A 15,015-nucleotide genomic window follows, 5' to 3' on the forward strand; every position below is an offset into this window, starting at 1 on the left:
TGTAACGACCAGCTGTCAAAAGCCTATAAACTCCTAGATTGTTTCAATGATTCCTAGGTCAGCGTAAAGTTTAATCCCCTCCAAAAATGCACTTAGGCCAGTTCGGCCTACTTCTGCTTGCACGCTGTTCATAAGATCACCTAAGCAGCATGGCGCATTCAGCCAACACAGGACGCGCCCCCCCAGACTCGCTTCTTCAATTTCGATAACTGGATATTGATCGCCGAGAAAATATGCCGATAAGCTTGGAACCAATACCCCCCCGCGCGGGTGGGCGGACCTATCAATACGAACGTTACTTGCAATACGAATTTCGTCGCGTGGAGACAAACTTAGCGATGGCTTACGGAACCGGCTCTCAACAACACGTGCCATTTCACTGCCAATATTAAGGTGATCGAGGCCGCCATAAAGGAATGGAAGAGATACCCGACCCACGCCGCCGACAATTGTTTCTATATCTGCACCTAGCAAAGCGCTTCGCGCGGTCCATACCTCGCCCGACTTCCCGCCTATCGCGTAGAGGAACGATATAAGAGAGGAGACCCGGTGCATATGGCGCCGAATAGCGTCATCATAGAACTTTTGACCGATTTCTTCGGCAACAGACCCACGAATTATCGAACTTATAGCGGCCGAACAAAATTTCGCAGCATATAGTGCCGCATGCACTCCGGTCGACAGCAGTGGATCAACAAACGCAGCGGCGTCACCAACGATGAAGTAACCAGGACCGGACAACTTTTCCCCGATCTCATTTCTGTAGACCATCTGGGAGCCGGCAGTAAGTGGCTGTGCGTCGGCCAGTAAATCTTGTATAATCTTGCTCGATCGTATCGCCTCGCTCAGCGCATCTCCAACCTCGCTAACTCGGTCGCCGGCGATAGTCACAAATCCAACACTGACTTTCCCCTGTGTTAGGGGGATGTGCCACAACCAACCTTGGCCCACCGCCTCTGTCACTATGTGATATTCTTGAGCACCCCTAAGGCGCTTCGAGCTAGCGTAGTGCCTGAACGTTGCTCTCTGTTCGGGGCCCAACTTTTCTCTCTGAAGCCCTAGGCGCCTAGAAAGAAGCTTGGACTGCCCACTTGCGTCCACAACATAATGAGATCTGAACTTCCTGGATTGGCCTGCGACGGTTTTGGCGATAGTTCCTTGGACTCTATTGTCTTCGCACGATACATCTGTTGCTCGCCATTGCTCGTATATCTCGACGCCAGCCGCCCGAGCATTCTCGAGTAGAAGGTGGTCAAAGCGCGAGCGTTCGACCTGATATGCGAACCCCACGCCGGGCATGTACAACTCTCGGGGACGAGGATCCTGTCCCCACACGAACAAAGCACCGTACTTGCGTGGAAACTCGCTATCCAGACGCGGGACGAGGCCCAACTCATCGAGGATCGGGGTAGACATCGCCAGCAACGACTCGCCTACGTGAAACCTCGGAAACCTCTTCTCCTCTAGGAGCGCGGTTTTCAAACCAGCACGAGCGAGCCACGTTGCAGTGGCGGAGCCTGAGGGGCCTCCGCCGATGACGACAACGTCATAGCCGAAATCGGGCTTCATTCAGATCGCCGCTTGGGTGTTGAGTCTCTGGTGCAGAGTCTTCAGTTGCCCAAACCAAGTGGAACCAGCCGCAGTCAGACTAGCATGCCGGTGCAAGCCATCGATCGATTCTGCCACCATCGCCTGCACCTCATGGAACCGTTTAGCCGCAATTTCTTCCTTCAATATACTCGCAGCTAGCAGTTGAAACTCGGCAAGCCTTGCAAACACGTAAGCTCCTTGGACCACGTAACGGATAGGACGTGATTGCTGGCGAAAAGGCGACCAGATCTCATCCTCTTCATTATTATTGTAAAGGTTCTGCACCGCTAGCTGATACAACATACGTTGATGTAAAGCCTCATGAATAAAGTGTTCCGCAGTGAAAAGAGGATCTGAAAAAGCATGCTTCGACTCTGACAGTAGCAGTGCACCCGGCATTCTGGTTGTCGTAAAGCTTGAGACGTTGGGTGACTTCATCAAGCCAAGAAGCTGAACGTAGCTAATCACTTCTTCCCAAAGATTCGGGGAGACCGTTTTTGCAACTCTAGCCGCTGCAGCAAGCTGTCCTCTACGGTGGGCGGTCATGCTTATTCCAAAAATCTGATCGGTGTGACCGTGCTCCCTTGCACGATCTCGCAGCCACGCAAACGTTTCCTCCATGAAAGGGTCTTCTGTATCCACTTCAATTCCATTGAACGCGGACCGCCTCACCCTCAAAACCGATATCTGCGACTTCTGGCTCCCAGCTCTTAGCAGATCGCGCAGGTCCCAGCTTTCGCCGCCACATTCTAGAGTGAGATCGCCTTTGGGTGACGAACTGACCAGGCATATCTCTGGGGCCGACAGTTTCAAGTGCGTTTGGACGCCGGGAAACCGTAGCTCACACCCATTTACTAAAGGAATACTGATCCTGCTCAGACTCGCGCCTGGTAGCCTTATTACTTGTCCAACTATGAATCTACCGAGGTGCGGCAGCAGGTCTTCAAGAGAAGAACCTCGATCATGCCGAGCGATTGCATGATACACCTGGTGCCACCATGTCGTAAAATATGGGTGGAGAAATAACGATCGACGTTGAGGTTCCGTCAACTCGCGCAGTGCTGCCAGGATGGCGGAGTACTGTTGCCCACTTGCTTTGGAGGCTGCTCCAAAAATCCGCGGTGCGGACGCAAAAACCGAATGCTCAAGTAGTTCAGCATAGCGGCGGACGTTAGGGTCATTGCTAGCCCGGAGCGTAGCGAACATCTGAACTCTCCTGTTTTGAAAAGATCGTGCAAGTTGAGCAGTCGGCTCGTTTGGAGAATGGCACCAACTCAGCTTCCATTGTCTGCTCATGCATTCGCCAGACGCGATCGCGAGTTGTCAAATCCAGTCCGCGCGAAATGAAGGCCATTACCTCTCTGCACGCTACGCCGGCAGTTATAGACGCACGGTAACAGATTGAACTTTCTGGGCGGGGGTAGCTCGGATCAACATATTCGATCCTGCCGGCAATTGACAGGCGATCCATTTGAGATGCTTGATAGCAGCCGACGCAGCCGCAATTTCGTGAAATCATGAACGGTCCTACGCTTAAGCTGCTAACAAGCAAGAGCGGAACGCCGGCTTCTAAACATCCTCTTGTAACCCAATGCTGAATATTTTCGAGAGGCTTGTCGATCTGGCTAATGACGAGATCGCATCCAGAAGAAGCCCTTCTGCAAGCGTCCGATCCATCAATCAAAATGTCGTTACACGAAATTTCTGACGTGGCGTCCATCCTCCTTATGAAGGCGGATGCGGCCTCAACTTTTTTAGTACCAACATCAGCTGGAGAAAATAAGATCGCGCGATTTAGATTGTGAATTTCAACTATATCCGGGTCAACAAGGCAAAACTTACGGAAGCCCATGGCGACCAAGCCGGCAACGACCCAGTTGCCAATGCCACCTAGACCGAAGACTCCAATCTTCGCCGACCGAACTCGCTCGAGCATCTGATATCTCGTGTTGGCACCGGTCTCCCATGCAGCAAGATACGCTAGTTCGCGCTCAAACCTATCAAAGTCGCTCTTAAGCGAACCTAAGGTTGTCGGCCTTTCAGTGACAAAGCCTTCAGCTATAAGCGCGTCGATTATAGCGAGGCATGCGCTCTCAACAGGCGTTGGAGCAGCTCGACTAAGTACGTCTGCCAAGCTTCCGCCGGAAAATAGCGACCTAACCAACCGCCGCGAAAAATCATCCGCGGGTTCAATTTTCGCGAATTTGTCAAGAAGGCGAAGATAAAGCGCCCCGTTAGACTCGACCACACGAGTTCGCGGCTGGAGCTCTATCTCTGCCGCCATAAGGTTCGCCAAAGTCTAGTAGTAGCCGTACTCAGCCGCGTACCTAGCTACAACACCAAATTCAGCTAAAAGATTTTTGTCACTGTCTGTTAGCTCAAAAGTGACGTTGTGCTGAGAGTCCGTGGCGGGTGAGGAGCCGTCGAGCTGACGCTGAATCGATTCTTTGTCCCAATATAGGGCCCTTCGAGTAATGAGGCCTGCTTCGTTGAATGTTGTGGCCGTAACCACACGCATCGAGAACTTTACCCCAGAGGACTTCGCTCCTAACCACCCCTTGGTGCCTCGATACGTTCCAGACATGACGGCCTCAGCGAATACTGTTCGACCGGACACCCCCTCATGCAGGTTATCAATCCTAAAATCGGGAATATCGCTGACGGGAGCCGTGAATTGAGGTGGGTAGCTCACATAGACTGAACTCGGCGCAAAAAGAGCATCCTCAGCAGCCTTCGCTTCAGGACCTCGGTCAGGAGAATTTATAAGATCCGTCAGCTTCTGGTGAAGGGTGATCACGTCCTCTGCCATCGGAGTTCCCCATCTAGTCCGTCACCAAAATATTGAATATAAAATCTCCTAATGTCAATCTCCTTCGTCCTGTTAGAATGCGGTCGTCGAGTTCGAAAAGCACGGATAAAAGCTATGAGATTGAAACCGGGCCGGCCGTCTCGAAATCAGCTTCACGGGGCATAGGGCTGGCCGTTTCAATTCCCGGGCCGTGCCGGTCATGTGACAGACGGATCATTCGAATTTACCTGCCTAGTTGACGGAAGAGAGCAGTTTGTGTCGTTAGGCGCAATCAAACGATAATCTGGAACGCAAGGTTGAGCGATGGAGAACTACGCTTTCGTTCTTGCTGCAATTGCGATTCTTCTTTCCCCGGGACCTACGAACGCTTTAATAGCTCTTCGCGGGGCGAGACAAGGATTGCACTCTGTTATCCAAATGATGCCAGCAGAGTTACTTGGGTATCTTTCGGCTATTTTGCCACTGGTGTATTTGAACGGTAAGCTGCTAGAGCCCTGGCCCCGAGCGGCGGTTGGATTAAAGGTTCTGGCCGCGCTCTGGGTGATGTATCTCGCCATCAGCCTTTGGGCGCGTCGAGACGGTGCTGGCTCCTTCGGCGAAGTGACGGCGCGTAGAGTTTATGTGACAACGTTGCTGAATCCTAAGGCACAAATCATTGGTCTCGTTCTTCTGCCCACGGCCGACGAACCACATTTCAAGGAACGACTCGGACTTTTTTGCCTCATGGTAATGGCTGCAGCGTTGGTCTGGGGTACTGCTGGAACGGTGATTCAAATGAGCGGCGGCAGCCGGCGCCTTTCGATCGTCCAAAGATTTGCTTCTGTGTGGCTTGCAGTTGTTTCTGCAATGCTGCTTGCTCAAGTGATCAGCTCCTAGCTCGACTCTCTGAAACCCGCTATCGGTAGGAAACGGTGATCGCATTTGTTTTGGTTTCGAGCACCCCCGCCAATCCGGGCGCACAACGCGAATGGCGAGAATCTTTGCGCTCCCCGTCGACGTCGTCGCAGGCCTGTCGCAGATACGCCTCCAAGCGGAGTTCTGGGTGAGCCTTGATGACGCCAAGGATTGAAGACACCGATGATTGAGATTTAACGTCCCGTCGATCGGCGATTCGCATGAAGGTTACCGGCATCCGACTGGTACCGCTAACAACCAAAAGTGAGCACTAATCATGGGTGCTTTTAAGCCGACCATCGCCATCATCGGGGGAACGGGCGCCCTCGGCTCCGGACTTGCCAGACGTTTCGCCGGGGCTGGTTATCCCGTGATCATCGGCTCACGCGTCGCCGACAAGGCAGAGGAAGCTGCGCGCAGCATCGCCCATACCGCCGGCGCGCCGGCCTCGCGCGGCGCAGCGAACGAAGACGCTGCTGCCGCTGCTGACATCGTGCTAGTCACCGTGCCATGGGAGAGCCAGGCCGCCATCCTCGATGCCATCAAGCCGCACATTGTCGGTAAGCTGGTCATTGATACAACTGTGCCGATTCAGTCTTCTAGGATGTCGCGTGTCGAGCTCCCACCTGAGGGTTCAGCTGCGGCCGCCGCGCGCAAGCGGTTGGGCCCAGAGGCCCGCGTTGTCTCGGCTTTCCATAATGTCGCCGCCCTCAAGCTCCAGAGGGGAGACGACATCCATTGCGACGTGCTGGTGTTCGGGGACGATGTGAAGGATAGGGAGACGGCGATCGGGCTTGCTGAGGCGATGGGGTTACGAGGTATTCATGGCGGCCCACTCGCGAACTCCGCCGCGGCCGAGGCGATGACCTGCGTTCTCATTGGCATCAATCGTGCCTACAAGGTGAATGGCTCCGGCATTCGCATTACCGGAATCCCGATGGCGCAGGATGTAGCATCGGAGCCGCGCGTGGGCTGCTCGGACAATAGGCAGCCGGCTTCTCAGGACGAGCGCCATTGAGTGTGCCCTCGGTTAGCATCACTGCGTTGCAAGGCATTCCAATGGTCGAGCCTGGAGACGATCTCGCGGCACTTCTGATCGCGGCGCTCGAGCGGGGGTACGTTGTGCCGCGCCGCTTCGACATCCTTGTGATTGCACAGAAGGTCGTGTCGAAAGCCGAGGGGCATTTTCTCGACCTTTCTAGCCTCACCCCCTCGCCCCGTGCGCGTGAGCTCGCTCAGATGACACATAAGGACGAGCGCCTTATCGAGGCGATCTTGCAGGAGTCCGTTGAAGTTGTTCGGGTGAAACCTGGAGTAATTGTTGTCGAGACGCGGCATGGTTTCGTGATGGCCAATGCTGGCATCGACCAATCAAATCTTTCAGCCGAGGATCACGGCCGCCGAGTACTGCTCCTGCCGCTCGATCCACAGGCAAGTGCAGAGCGGCTCAAATCCCGAATCGATGCACATTTTGGAAGCGACATCGGCCTGATAGTTTCGGACAGCGTTGGCCGCGCCTGGCGGCTCGGTACGGTCGGCCTCGCCATTGGAGCGGCCGGCATCCCCTCGCTGTGTGACCATCGGGGCGAAGCAGATCTCTCCGGGCGCATCCTTGAAGCAACCGAGACGGGCTTCGCCGACGCAGTTGCGGCAGCCGCCGTTCTGGTAATGGGGGAGGCTGCAGAGGGCTATCCCGCTGCTCTCGTGCGAGGCCTCGACTGGAAAGACAAACCTAGTCCCGCATCGGCTTTGGCTAGACCGAAGAACCAGGATCTCTTCCGATGAGCGCAGGCGACAAATGTTTGCAAGAAGGGCGCTATGTGGCGCTTTCCGGCGGCGTGGGCGGCGCCAAGCTCTCTCTAGGTCTTGCAAATCTCCTTGGTGACCGCCTCACTATCATCGTCAACACGGGTGATGATTTCGAGCACCTCGGCCTCTATGTCTCGCCAGACATCGACACGACGATCTATACTCTCTCCGATCTCGTGAACCCTGACACTGGGTGGGGAAGGCGCGACGAGAGCTGGAACTTCATGGCCGCCATTGCTCAGCTTGGCAGCCCCGGCTGGTTCAGGTTGGGCGACAGCGATCTCGCAATGCACGTGGAGCGCACTCGCCGCCTTCGGGCCGGGGAGAGTCTGACGGCGGTCACGGCCCATTATGCCGAGTGCTTCGGTATTGCCGCCAAGGTGCTCCCAATGAGCGATGATCCGGTGCGCACGATCGTCGACACAGATCTCGGCCGGCTCGCCTTCCAAGAATACTTCGTACGTGAGCAGTGCAGGCCGAGGATCTCCGCTATCAACTTCGATGGTGCTGTCTCTGCGCGACCCTGCCAAATCGCTCTCGCGGCGCTTGCAGAGCCCAACTTGTCGGGTGTCATCATCTGTCCCTCGAACCCCTATCTCAGCGTCGATCCAATCCTTGCCGTTCCTGGGATCAAGGAGGCTTTAAAGGCCTGCGACGCACCAGTCATCGCAATCTCGCCCATCATCGCCGGCAAAGCTGTCAAAGGGCCTACCGCGAAAATCATGGAGCAGCTAGGGCGCAGCGCCGACGCCGTTACGGTCGCTCGGCACTATGCGGGGCTGCTCAGCGCGTTCGTTCTCGACAAGTGTGATGCCGGGCGGGCAGTTGATCTCATGCTTCCCACTCTCGTCACCAACACGCTGATGCGAAGTCTCGACGACAAAATCTCCTTGGCGCGAGCCTGCCTCGATTTCTGCGCCGAACTGCGCAAGGGGGCTCAGCGGTGAACAGGCTGCGCGGCGGCAAGGCGAAGCCCTACGCGAGCTGCGCCATAGTTCCAGTGAAAACACTCGCTGACGCGAAGTCGCGGCTCTCGTCTGCCCTTTCCCCAACACAACGCCGTTGCCTCGTCTTCGCGATGTTCAAGGATATGCTCGACGCACTGGCGGTGACACCTGCTATTGACGCCGTGCTTGTAGTCACCGCCGAACCGGAGGTCGCCGAGCTTGCAAGTCGCAGAGGCGCGACGGTGTTGCATGAAGAAAGGCGCCTCGGATTAAACGCCGCGTTGGCGCTCGGCGCAGCATACGCAAAGCAGCGTGGTGCCGGGCAGGTGCTATTCATTCCAGCGGACTTGCCTTTCGTAACACCCGCCGAGCTTGCCGAGATCATGGCGACGGCACATCCGGCGGAGCCATCATATATGACGATCGTTCCCTCTCGGGACGGAAACGGCACAAACGCACTTCTGCTGTCGCCCCCTGATGCGCTGCCGCCGAACTTCGGGCCAGGCAGCTTTGAACGCCATTGCGCACAAGCGCGAGCGCGCGGCCTTTCTCCTCGGGCGATCCGACTCAAGGGCGTCGCTACCGATATCGACGAGCCGAACGATCTGGCGATCTTAATGGAGCGAAGCCGCGAAGGAGCCCGCTACGGTTTCTTGCACGAAACAGGGCGCGCTCGAAACGGTCATGGACGCGAAGCGGGAGTAACCGAGCCATGAGGCGCGGCATTGATATCGACGAATTGCTCGACACGGTCGAGGCTGGAAAAAAGGTTAATCGCGAACAGGCGTTAGCCCTGGTCAACTGCGAGGCCAAAGGGCATTTGAGTGCGGTCGCGCAAGGCCTCAGCCTGGTCGGCCACGGAGCCAACGTCTCCTTCTCCAAGAAGGTCTTCATCCCGCTGACGCAGCTATGCGCCGATGTTTGCCATTATTGCGCTTTTGCCCACGCGCCGCGCCGTGATGAAGCTGCGTATCTCTCTCGTGAAGCTGTGCTCGACATTGCACGGCGCGGCCAAGAGCAAGGCTGCAAAGAGGCGCTCTTCACTCTGGGCGACAGGCCGGAGCGGCGCTACGCTGCCGCCCGCAACGCGCTTGCTGATCTCGGGCACGCCAGTACGCTCTCTTATCTCGAAGAAATTGCTGGTCTCGTTCTCAAGGAGACGGGGCTTTTGCCGCATCTCAATCCGGGTCTGACGGATGAAGCCTGGTCGCGGCGGCTGCGCAGCGTATCGGCTTCGCAAGGCCTCATGCTCGAAACCACCTCTCATCGATTGTCGCAGCGAGGCGGCCCGCATTTCGGCTCGATGGACAAGGCTCCTGCGGCGCGCCTCGCGGCGATCGAAGCCGCGGGGCGCGCCGGTGCACCATTCACCAGTGGAATACTAATCGGAATTGGTGAGACGCGAGAAGAGCGAGTCGACGCGCTTCTGGCTATCCGCGATCTCCATGACTGCTACGGGCATATCCAGGAGATCATCATCCAGAATTTCCGGGCAAAGCCCGGTACGCGCATGGAAAACGCGCCGGAACCGACACTAGAGGAACAGGTCTGGACGATCGCTGTGGCCCGCATTCTCTTCGGGCCTACAATGAACATCCAGTCGCCGCCGAATTTGCGCCCCGAGAGTCTGGGCGAGCTGATCCATGCAGGCATCAATGATTGGGGCGGAGTGTCGCCGGTGACGCCGGATCACGTCAATCCCGAGGCCCCCTGGCCGCATCTTGTCGCGCTCGGCCAAGCGACTGAGCAGGCCGGACGCTCGCTCGTCGAGCGTGTCGCCATCTATCCCGACTTCGCGTTAGAGCCAGAACGCTGGCTCTCCCCGCAACTGCAAACACCAGTTCTGCGGATGATCGATACGAGCGGCTTTGCGCGCGAGGATGGCTGGGCACCAGGGGGCCTCGAGCCCCTGCCGACGCCTGCCACTACGCTCTTGCGCTCAAGCAAGACGAACGCCTCCCGCGCAATCAACCGTATCATCCGCAAGGTCATGGACGGCAGCCCGCCCGACGAAGCCGAGATTGTCACGATGTTCGAAGCGCGTGGAGCTGATTTCAGTACGCTCTGCCGAGCTGCGGACCATTTGCGCAAGCTGCGCGTTGGCGACCGCGTGAGCTATGTCGTCAATCGCAACATCAATTACACGAACATCTGCACATATGGTTGCAAGTTCTGCGCTTTCTCCAAGGGGCGACATAATATCGGTCATCGCGACAAGCCTTATGATCTAGCGCTCGAGGAGATCGCGAAACGGGTCGAGGAAGCCTCCGAGCGTGGCGCGACGGAAGTTTGTCTCCAGGGCGGTATCCGTCCCGGCTACACAGGGGACACTTATCTCGCGATCGTTGGAGCGGTGAAATCCGCGTCCCCTCATATCCATGTGCATGCATTCTCTCCGCTCGAAATCTGGCACGGGGCAGAGACACTTGGCCTTTCACTGCGCGATTATCTCGTGCGCCAGAAGGCCATGGGACTCGCGAGCTTGCCGGGTACGGCTGCCGAGATCCTCGACGACGAGGTACGTGCCGTTCTCTGCCCCGATAAGATCTCGACTGCTGAGTGGTTCGAGGTCATGGAAGCAGCGCATTCGGTCGGACTCAAGAGCACCGCGACCATCATGTTCGGCCACGTGGACGCTTATCGTCACTGGGCACGTCATCTATTGCGCGTCCGCGATCTGCAGGCGCGCACCGGAGGCTTCACCGAATTTGTGCCTTTGCCGTTCGTGCACATGGAAGCGCCGATCTATCTCAAGGGCCGTTCGCGCAAGGGACCAACCTTCCGCGAGGCACTTCTCATGCATTCGGTGGCTCGCCTCACGCTTGACCCTGGGATTACCAACATCCAGGCCTCCTGGGTGAAAATGGGACCCCAAGGCGCGGCCCTGTGTCTCGAAGCAGGCGCCAATGATCTCGGCGGTGTTCTAATGAACGAGTCGATCACGCGCGCCGCTGGCGCCGAACACGGGCAGGAACTCTCCGCGGATGACTTGTGCAGCCTCATCTCCGGCGCCGGACGCGAGCCTTACCAGCGAGGCACTGATTACCAGGAGACCGTGTACAGGGGGGCGAGTTCCCGGCGAGACGGAATGGTGTCAGAGGCGACGCATGGGAAACCCCCGTCATAAATGCGGCAAGGGAACGCCGGACTGTTTGCTTGGTCAGCCCCCTATTGCCCCACAAATGCAACCAGGCCGTTTGCTGGTGGCCCCGAAATTCAGCCATTCTGATCCACGACACCCGGATAGACCATTGCGACTGCAGCTATGAAACTGGCTCCTTGGGGAGTGGACAAATTCCTCACTACACGAAAGAGCGCCATAACCAAACTTCGACACTCCAGGTCTCCAGGTCCGACGTCATGAATATTGGAGCGTAGCAAAAACCCTATATTTCGCGATTTGCCCTCAATCGCTTGATGGAATTCGGCTTGGCGGTCGGGACGAATTTTGTTAAAGTTAGAGTTGGTTTGGGAGCATCCAGTTCGAGTGCTTTTACAAAAAATCACAGGGAGGCGAATTCATGGTTGACCCTCGCCCGGTACCGACCGAGGTGAACAAAGCTGTCGCCGAATTTCTTGGAACTTCATTGGATTCAATCGAGAAAAAAAGTCCGGTATTTGGGTGTTTACCGGATTCATGCACTAATTGTGGTTCAAAACTCACTTTTTTTGATTTCGTGAAAACAGCTTTCGACCAAGGTTATCATTCTCGAAAATTCATGTCTGCGTTTTTTGATTCCGAAGAACCACTTACGCAGACCATTGATACAGAACTCATTTGCAGCAATTGCGGGACGAGAAACCAAGCAAGAGTTTCTTATTATTATAGCTATAACACTTGCGGTCAGAAGTAATAAGCTACAAAGAGCATTCGCTAATTGGCGTTTGCGCCAGTTCTTTTAAACGATGTGGGCTGCCTCGAACGTGATGATCTGGCCCGAGTCCCACAATCGCGGGCCATGGGTTAGACGCCAGTGGCGATGTTGCCGGATTCAGGCGGGGGCGGCTCGTATCAGTAATGTCTATGATCGGCCGGATCAGTATTCGTCGGCCCTCATGATCGTCATGACCCGCGATGTGACGTTTCGGTCAGATGGGTCTGTGGAATGATAGCGGCGGGTTAGATCATAGTAATCGATCTTCCAGATGATCTTGATCCCACTGAAGGTCATGACTGCGCAATCGTGCTCACCATAGGGATCGTTCTCGGGAGTGAACCCGTCGAAGGAGGTTACGGCTGATATGATGTCCCTGATTGTCGAGGGACCAAGTGCAGCGATCCCGTCGGTAATGACGACAACCCCGCCAAGGCTTCTGATCCTCAGATCGTCGTTTAGTGATCTGATCTTAAGGATGGTTTCGTCGTGTGCCTGGTTGATGTCAGTAGCTTCGCCAAAGAGCATGTCTGATTTCTCCTTCGTCATGGTTTCCCTTTCTTTGATATGAGGGGACCCTTCTGGCCGGCCCTATTGACGGTCAGTCCCGCTTTTCTGTTTTGCTCTGGAGTCGTCAGCCCGCGGCGGACGCGGTCATTCGTTCTTAGGATCGTCGCTCGGCGATGCTACGAGAGGCCACCACCCTTGCTGGCATGCCTTCCAAATCACGTAGTCAACGGTCGAGACACTGTCGCCGGCCAGTTGCGAAAGTCGCGCGCACAGTTCCTGCACAGCCTCACCAGAGTTGGCTGCGACCCTCTCGAGCCAGACGTCTGGTTTTGCGGTATCAATCCCCAAGTTCTTAGCCAGGTGGTACTTCGTGATCCCACCGACGTAAGGAAGGGTCTCGCAGTACTCGACCACCTTTTCCGGCCCGAGTGCCCATGCTGATTTGAACTTTTCGAAAAGCCCCGAACGGTTCGACATGACCAGGTTAATGGCTTTCCTCTTCCCAGGATGACCGAACGTCTCCCCAACCTCACCCGTATCGACCAGAGATGGTTTCATCCGTGACCAGATGTCTTGGGTAACCGTCCACCTCATCCCACTGTTGAGGATCACGTATGACACTCGGAGGGCGAAATCCGTTGCGTCGGTTGGCGGCAACTTTGTTCGCACACGTTTGAAAGCCTCTGGGTCGAGTTCCCTGACCATTTCCCGATAGGTGAGGTACTCGTCCAACGTCACCGGCCGAGTTCCAGTAGCGCCGCTGCGTTCGACCGCGCTCTCTCAGTGTGGAAGTGAGATTTCACCCCGATGGAACGATCGACGGAATTTCTACTAGATTTTACTACCTGCCCTTCGATCGAGAATGATCCCATCCGGACCAACCTCTGACAGTCGGAACCACCGCCAAGGTTTCTACTAGAACCTACTACCAACTACCCCTCCCCTTCGAATGAGAATGATCTCATCAGGATCGATCTGGTAAGGAACTCTCGGGTCTCGCAGCGAGCACCGCGCCCGTTGCAGAACCTTCATCGAGTCGGAGTCGAACAACCGGATCGTGCGAGCAGTCATTCGATAGGCGACCGTCCAATGATCGTGGCGACCAGAGAGACCGATGATAGCGACTTGATTGCCGCGCAGACCTTCGCGCAACGCGGCCCACAGATCGTCGAACCGACGGACTTTCGACGTCAACATCGCCACGCTGATCGGCGCCTCGACTACCTCTTGAAGGTAACCGCGGGCGGCCTCGACAAGAGCGTGGACGGTAGGGATTTCGATCCCCAACCCAACCGTCTCATGCGCCGTCACGCTATTTGTCGTGAGGCTCTCCGACAGAACTTGGAACAGGCCAATCGACTTTTCGCGCCCAAGCTCCGGGACCAAAAACCGGACAGCGTTCATCACACAATAGACGCCACAGAGGCTATCCAAATCCCCTTGATTGAAAGGTGCCAGGATCTTCTCAGCGACGGGGACCCTTAAAACGCGCGCGCGCGCGATCGGCCCACTAACCACTTCGTTTCGGTCAGACATCGTCGCTGTCTCAGATCATGGAAACGATGCGGCGTTGGGCGTCCGTATCGCCGTCGATGTAACTCTGGGTCATCGATAGCGACCGGTGTCCGGCAAGGAGTTGTACGTCGCGAAGACATCCCCCTGCGCGGTGCGCGGACCGTGCCGCCGTCGTGATGAAGGTGCGCCGTCCCGAATGAGACGAACACCCTTCGTAGTTCAACTCGCTGTAAAGCTCGACGAACCAATTGACGATGCTGTTCGGCTTCATCGCGCCGCCGCGGCTTGAACGGATCACAGGTCCGTCGGTACCCTCCTGCTCTCTCAAAAGGGAGAGCGCACCCTTCAGGCTAGGGTGGAGCGGAATACGACGTCCGGATTGACGTTTCGCGATACGGTCCTCGATCACAACCAGGTTCCCGATCCTTCCCTTTGGATCGAGGAGCATAGACCACTCCAATCCGGCGATTTCGCAGGCCCTCAACCCAGCCTTACAGGAGAGGAGGATAATCACTCGATCCCTCATCGGACGCGATGATTTGCGCGTTTGCGCAAGCATTTTGCGCAACATTGAATCGGTGACGACCTTGGCTTGACGACCAGACATCGGGTTGCGCTCCAGAGATGGGGACAACTCCAGATTATAGGCATATATTCCTATATTCAAGCCAAATAGGCACTGAAATGCCGTTTTTGGGCGTTTAGCTCGGGTTTTCTTGATGAAATTGATCGTCCGGTTTGACGAGGTCGAGGTGGCTTACCCCGAGCGCCTGGGCCAAAATCACCAGGGTCTCCACCGTTGGATTTCGTTTTCCGGTTTCCAGTTCACTGACGTATTGCTGGCTCAAATTCGCGCGTTCTGCGACGACCTCCTGAGTGAGACCGGTCGCCTTCCGAATTCTCGAAAGATTCCGCCCGACGAGTTTCCGTATGTCCATAGGGACTAGCAATTGCGGAAACGCTGGCTTGAGTTTATCAACTATAATATGTAAATGTCACTTAGGCCCTGAAGCCGTCCGTGGACGGAAACAATTGTCGCGGGACCAGGATCATCAGCCATTTGAGA

At 56.1% G+C, this 15,015-nt stretch carries 15 protein-coding genes; 6 read left to right on the forward strand and 9 right to left on the reverse strand.

The window, feature by feature from the left end:
• Positions 1-33: 33 nt before the first annotated feature.
• The 4 genes from CK218_RS12845 to CK218_RS12860 form a co-directional block, all read right to left on the reverse strand.
• A complete protein-coding gene (locus CK218_RS12845) occupies positions 34-1,569 on the reverse strand; it encodes an NAD(P)/FAD-dependent oxidoreductase (protein ID WP_095827936.1) in 1,536 nt (511 codons plus the stop codon).
• The gene (locus CK218_RS31080; RefSeq protein WP_245435010.1) at positions 1,570-2,136 is read right to left on the reverse strand and encodes an HEXXH motif-containing putative peptide modification protein; all 567 of its coding nucleotides are present in this window, start codon (positions 2,134-2,136) and stop codon (positions 1,570-1,572) included.
• 637 nt (positions 2,137-2,773) lie between these two features.
• Entirely contained in the window at positions 2,774-3,874 is a 1,101-nt protein-coding gene (locus CK218_RS12855; RefSeq protein ID WP_095827938.1) for a ThiF family adenylyltransferase, read from the reverse strand.
• A gap of 15 nt (positions 3,875-3,889) precedes the next feature.
• Positions 3,890-4,399, reverse strand: a complete 510-nt coding sequence (locus tag CK218_RS12860) for a hypothetical protein (RefSeq protein WP_095827939.1) — start codon at positions 4,397-4,399, stop codon at positions 3,890-3,892.
• 303 nt (positions 4,400-4,702) lie between these two features.
• Here CK218_RS12860 and CK218_RS12865 point away from each other — a divergent pair, with 303 nt between their 5' ends.
• The 6 genes from CK218_RS12865 (at position 4,703) to cofH (ending at position 11,176) form a co-directional block, all read left to right on the forward strand.
• On the forward strand, positions 4,703-5,275 hold the full coding sequence (locus CK218_RS12865; protein WP_095827940.1) for a hypothetical protein: 573 nt from the start codon (positions 4,703-4,705) through the stop codon (positions 5,273-5,275).
• 295 nt (positions 5,276-5,570) lie between these two features.
• Positions 5,571-6,311, forward strand: a complete 741-nt coding sequence (gene npdG, locus CK218_RS12870) for an NADPH-dependent F420 reductase (RefSeq protein ID WP_095827941.1) — start codon at positions 5,571-5,573, stop codon at positions 6,309-6,311.
• Between the two features lie 2 nt (positions 6,312-6,313).
• Positions 6,314-7,078 carry a coenzyme F420-0:L-glutamate ligase gene (gene cofE / locus CK218_RS12875; protein WP_210201063.1) on the forward strand — a complete coding sequence of 255 codons (765 nt, stop codon included), beginning with the start codon at positions 6,314-6,316 and terminating at the stop codon, positions 7,076-7,078.
• Complete coding sequence (gene cofD, locus CK218_RS12880; RefSeq protein ID WP_095827943.1) at positions 7,075-8,049, forward strand: 2-phospho-L-lactate transferase; 975 nt, start codon at positions 7,075-7,077, stop codon at positions 8,047-8,049. Before cofE ends, cofD begins: the two co-directional genes overlap by 4 nt.
• Positions 8,046-8,765, forward strand: a complete 720-nt coding sequence (gene cofC, locus CK218_RS12885; protein ID WP_179294493.1) for a 2-phospho-L-lactate guanylyltransferase — start codon at positions 8,046-8,048, stop codon at positions 8,763-8,765. Before cofD ends, cofC begins: the two co-directional genes overlap by 4 nt.
• Positions 8,762-11,176: a 5-amino-6-(D-ribitylamino)uracil--L-tyrosine 4-hydroxyphenyl transferase CofH gene (gene cofH, locus CK218_RS12890; protein ID WP_095827945.1), complete on the forward strand. Its 2,415-nt coding sequence runs from the start codon at positions 8,762-8,764 to the stop codon at positions 11,174-11,176. The genes cofC and cofH overlap by 4 nt, the downstream gene beginning before the upstream one ends.
• A 910-nt stretch (positions 11,177-12,086) precedes the next feature.
• Here the strand turns inward: cofH and CK218_RS12895 are convergent.
• From CK218_RS12895 to CK218_RS12915, 5 genes are all read right to left on the reverse strand, one after another.
• On the reverse strand, positions 12,087-12,473 hold the full coding sequence (locus CK218_RS12895; RefSeq protein WP_245435013.1) for a DUF3768 domain-containing protein: 387 nt from the start codon (positions 12,471-12,473) through the stop codon (positions 12,087-12,089).
• A 105-nt stretch (positions 12,474-12,578) separates the two neighbouring features.
• Positions 12,579-13,172 (reverse strand): hypothetical protein, encoded by a 594-nt coding sequence (locus tag CK218_RS12900; RefSeq protein ID WP_095827946.1) that lies wholly within the window; start codon positions 13,170-13,172, stop codon positions 12,579-12,581.
• 177 nt (positions 13,173-13,349) lie between these two features.
• Positions 13,350-13,970, reverse strand: a complete 621-nt coding sequence (locus tag CK218_RS12905; protein WP_095827947.1) for a hypothetical protein — start codon at positions 13,968-13,970, stop codon at positions 13,350-13,352.
• Between the two features lie 10 nt (positions 13,971-13,980).
• Complete coding sequence (locus tag CK218_RS12910; protein WP_095827948.1) at positions 13,981-14,556, reverse strand: site-specific integrase; 576 nt, start codon at positions 14,554-14,556, stop codon at positions 13,981-13,983.
• Positions 14,557-14,650: 94 nt separating this feature from the next.
• Positions 14,651-14,887, reverse strand: a complete 237-nt coding sequence (locus CK218_RS12915) for a helix-turn-helix transcriptional regulator (protein ID WP_095827949.1) — start codon at positions 14,885-14,887, stop codon at positions 14,651-14,653.
• Between the last annotated feature and the right edge of the window lie 128 nt (positions 14,888-15,015).

This window comes from Mesorhizobium sp. WSM3879, from assembly GCF_002294915.1.
Lineage (GTDB): Bacteria > Pseudomonadota > Alphaproteobacteria > Rhizobiales > Rhizobiaceae > Mesorhizobium.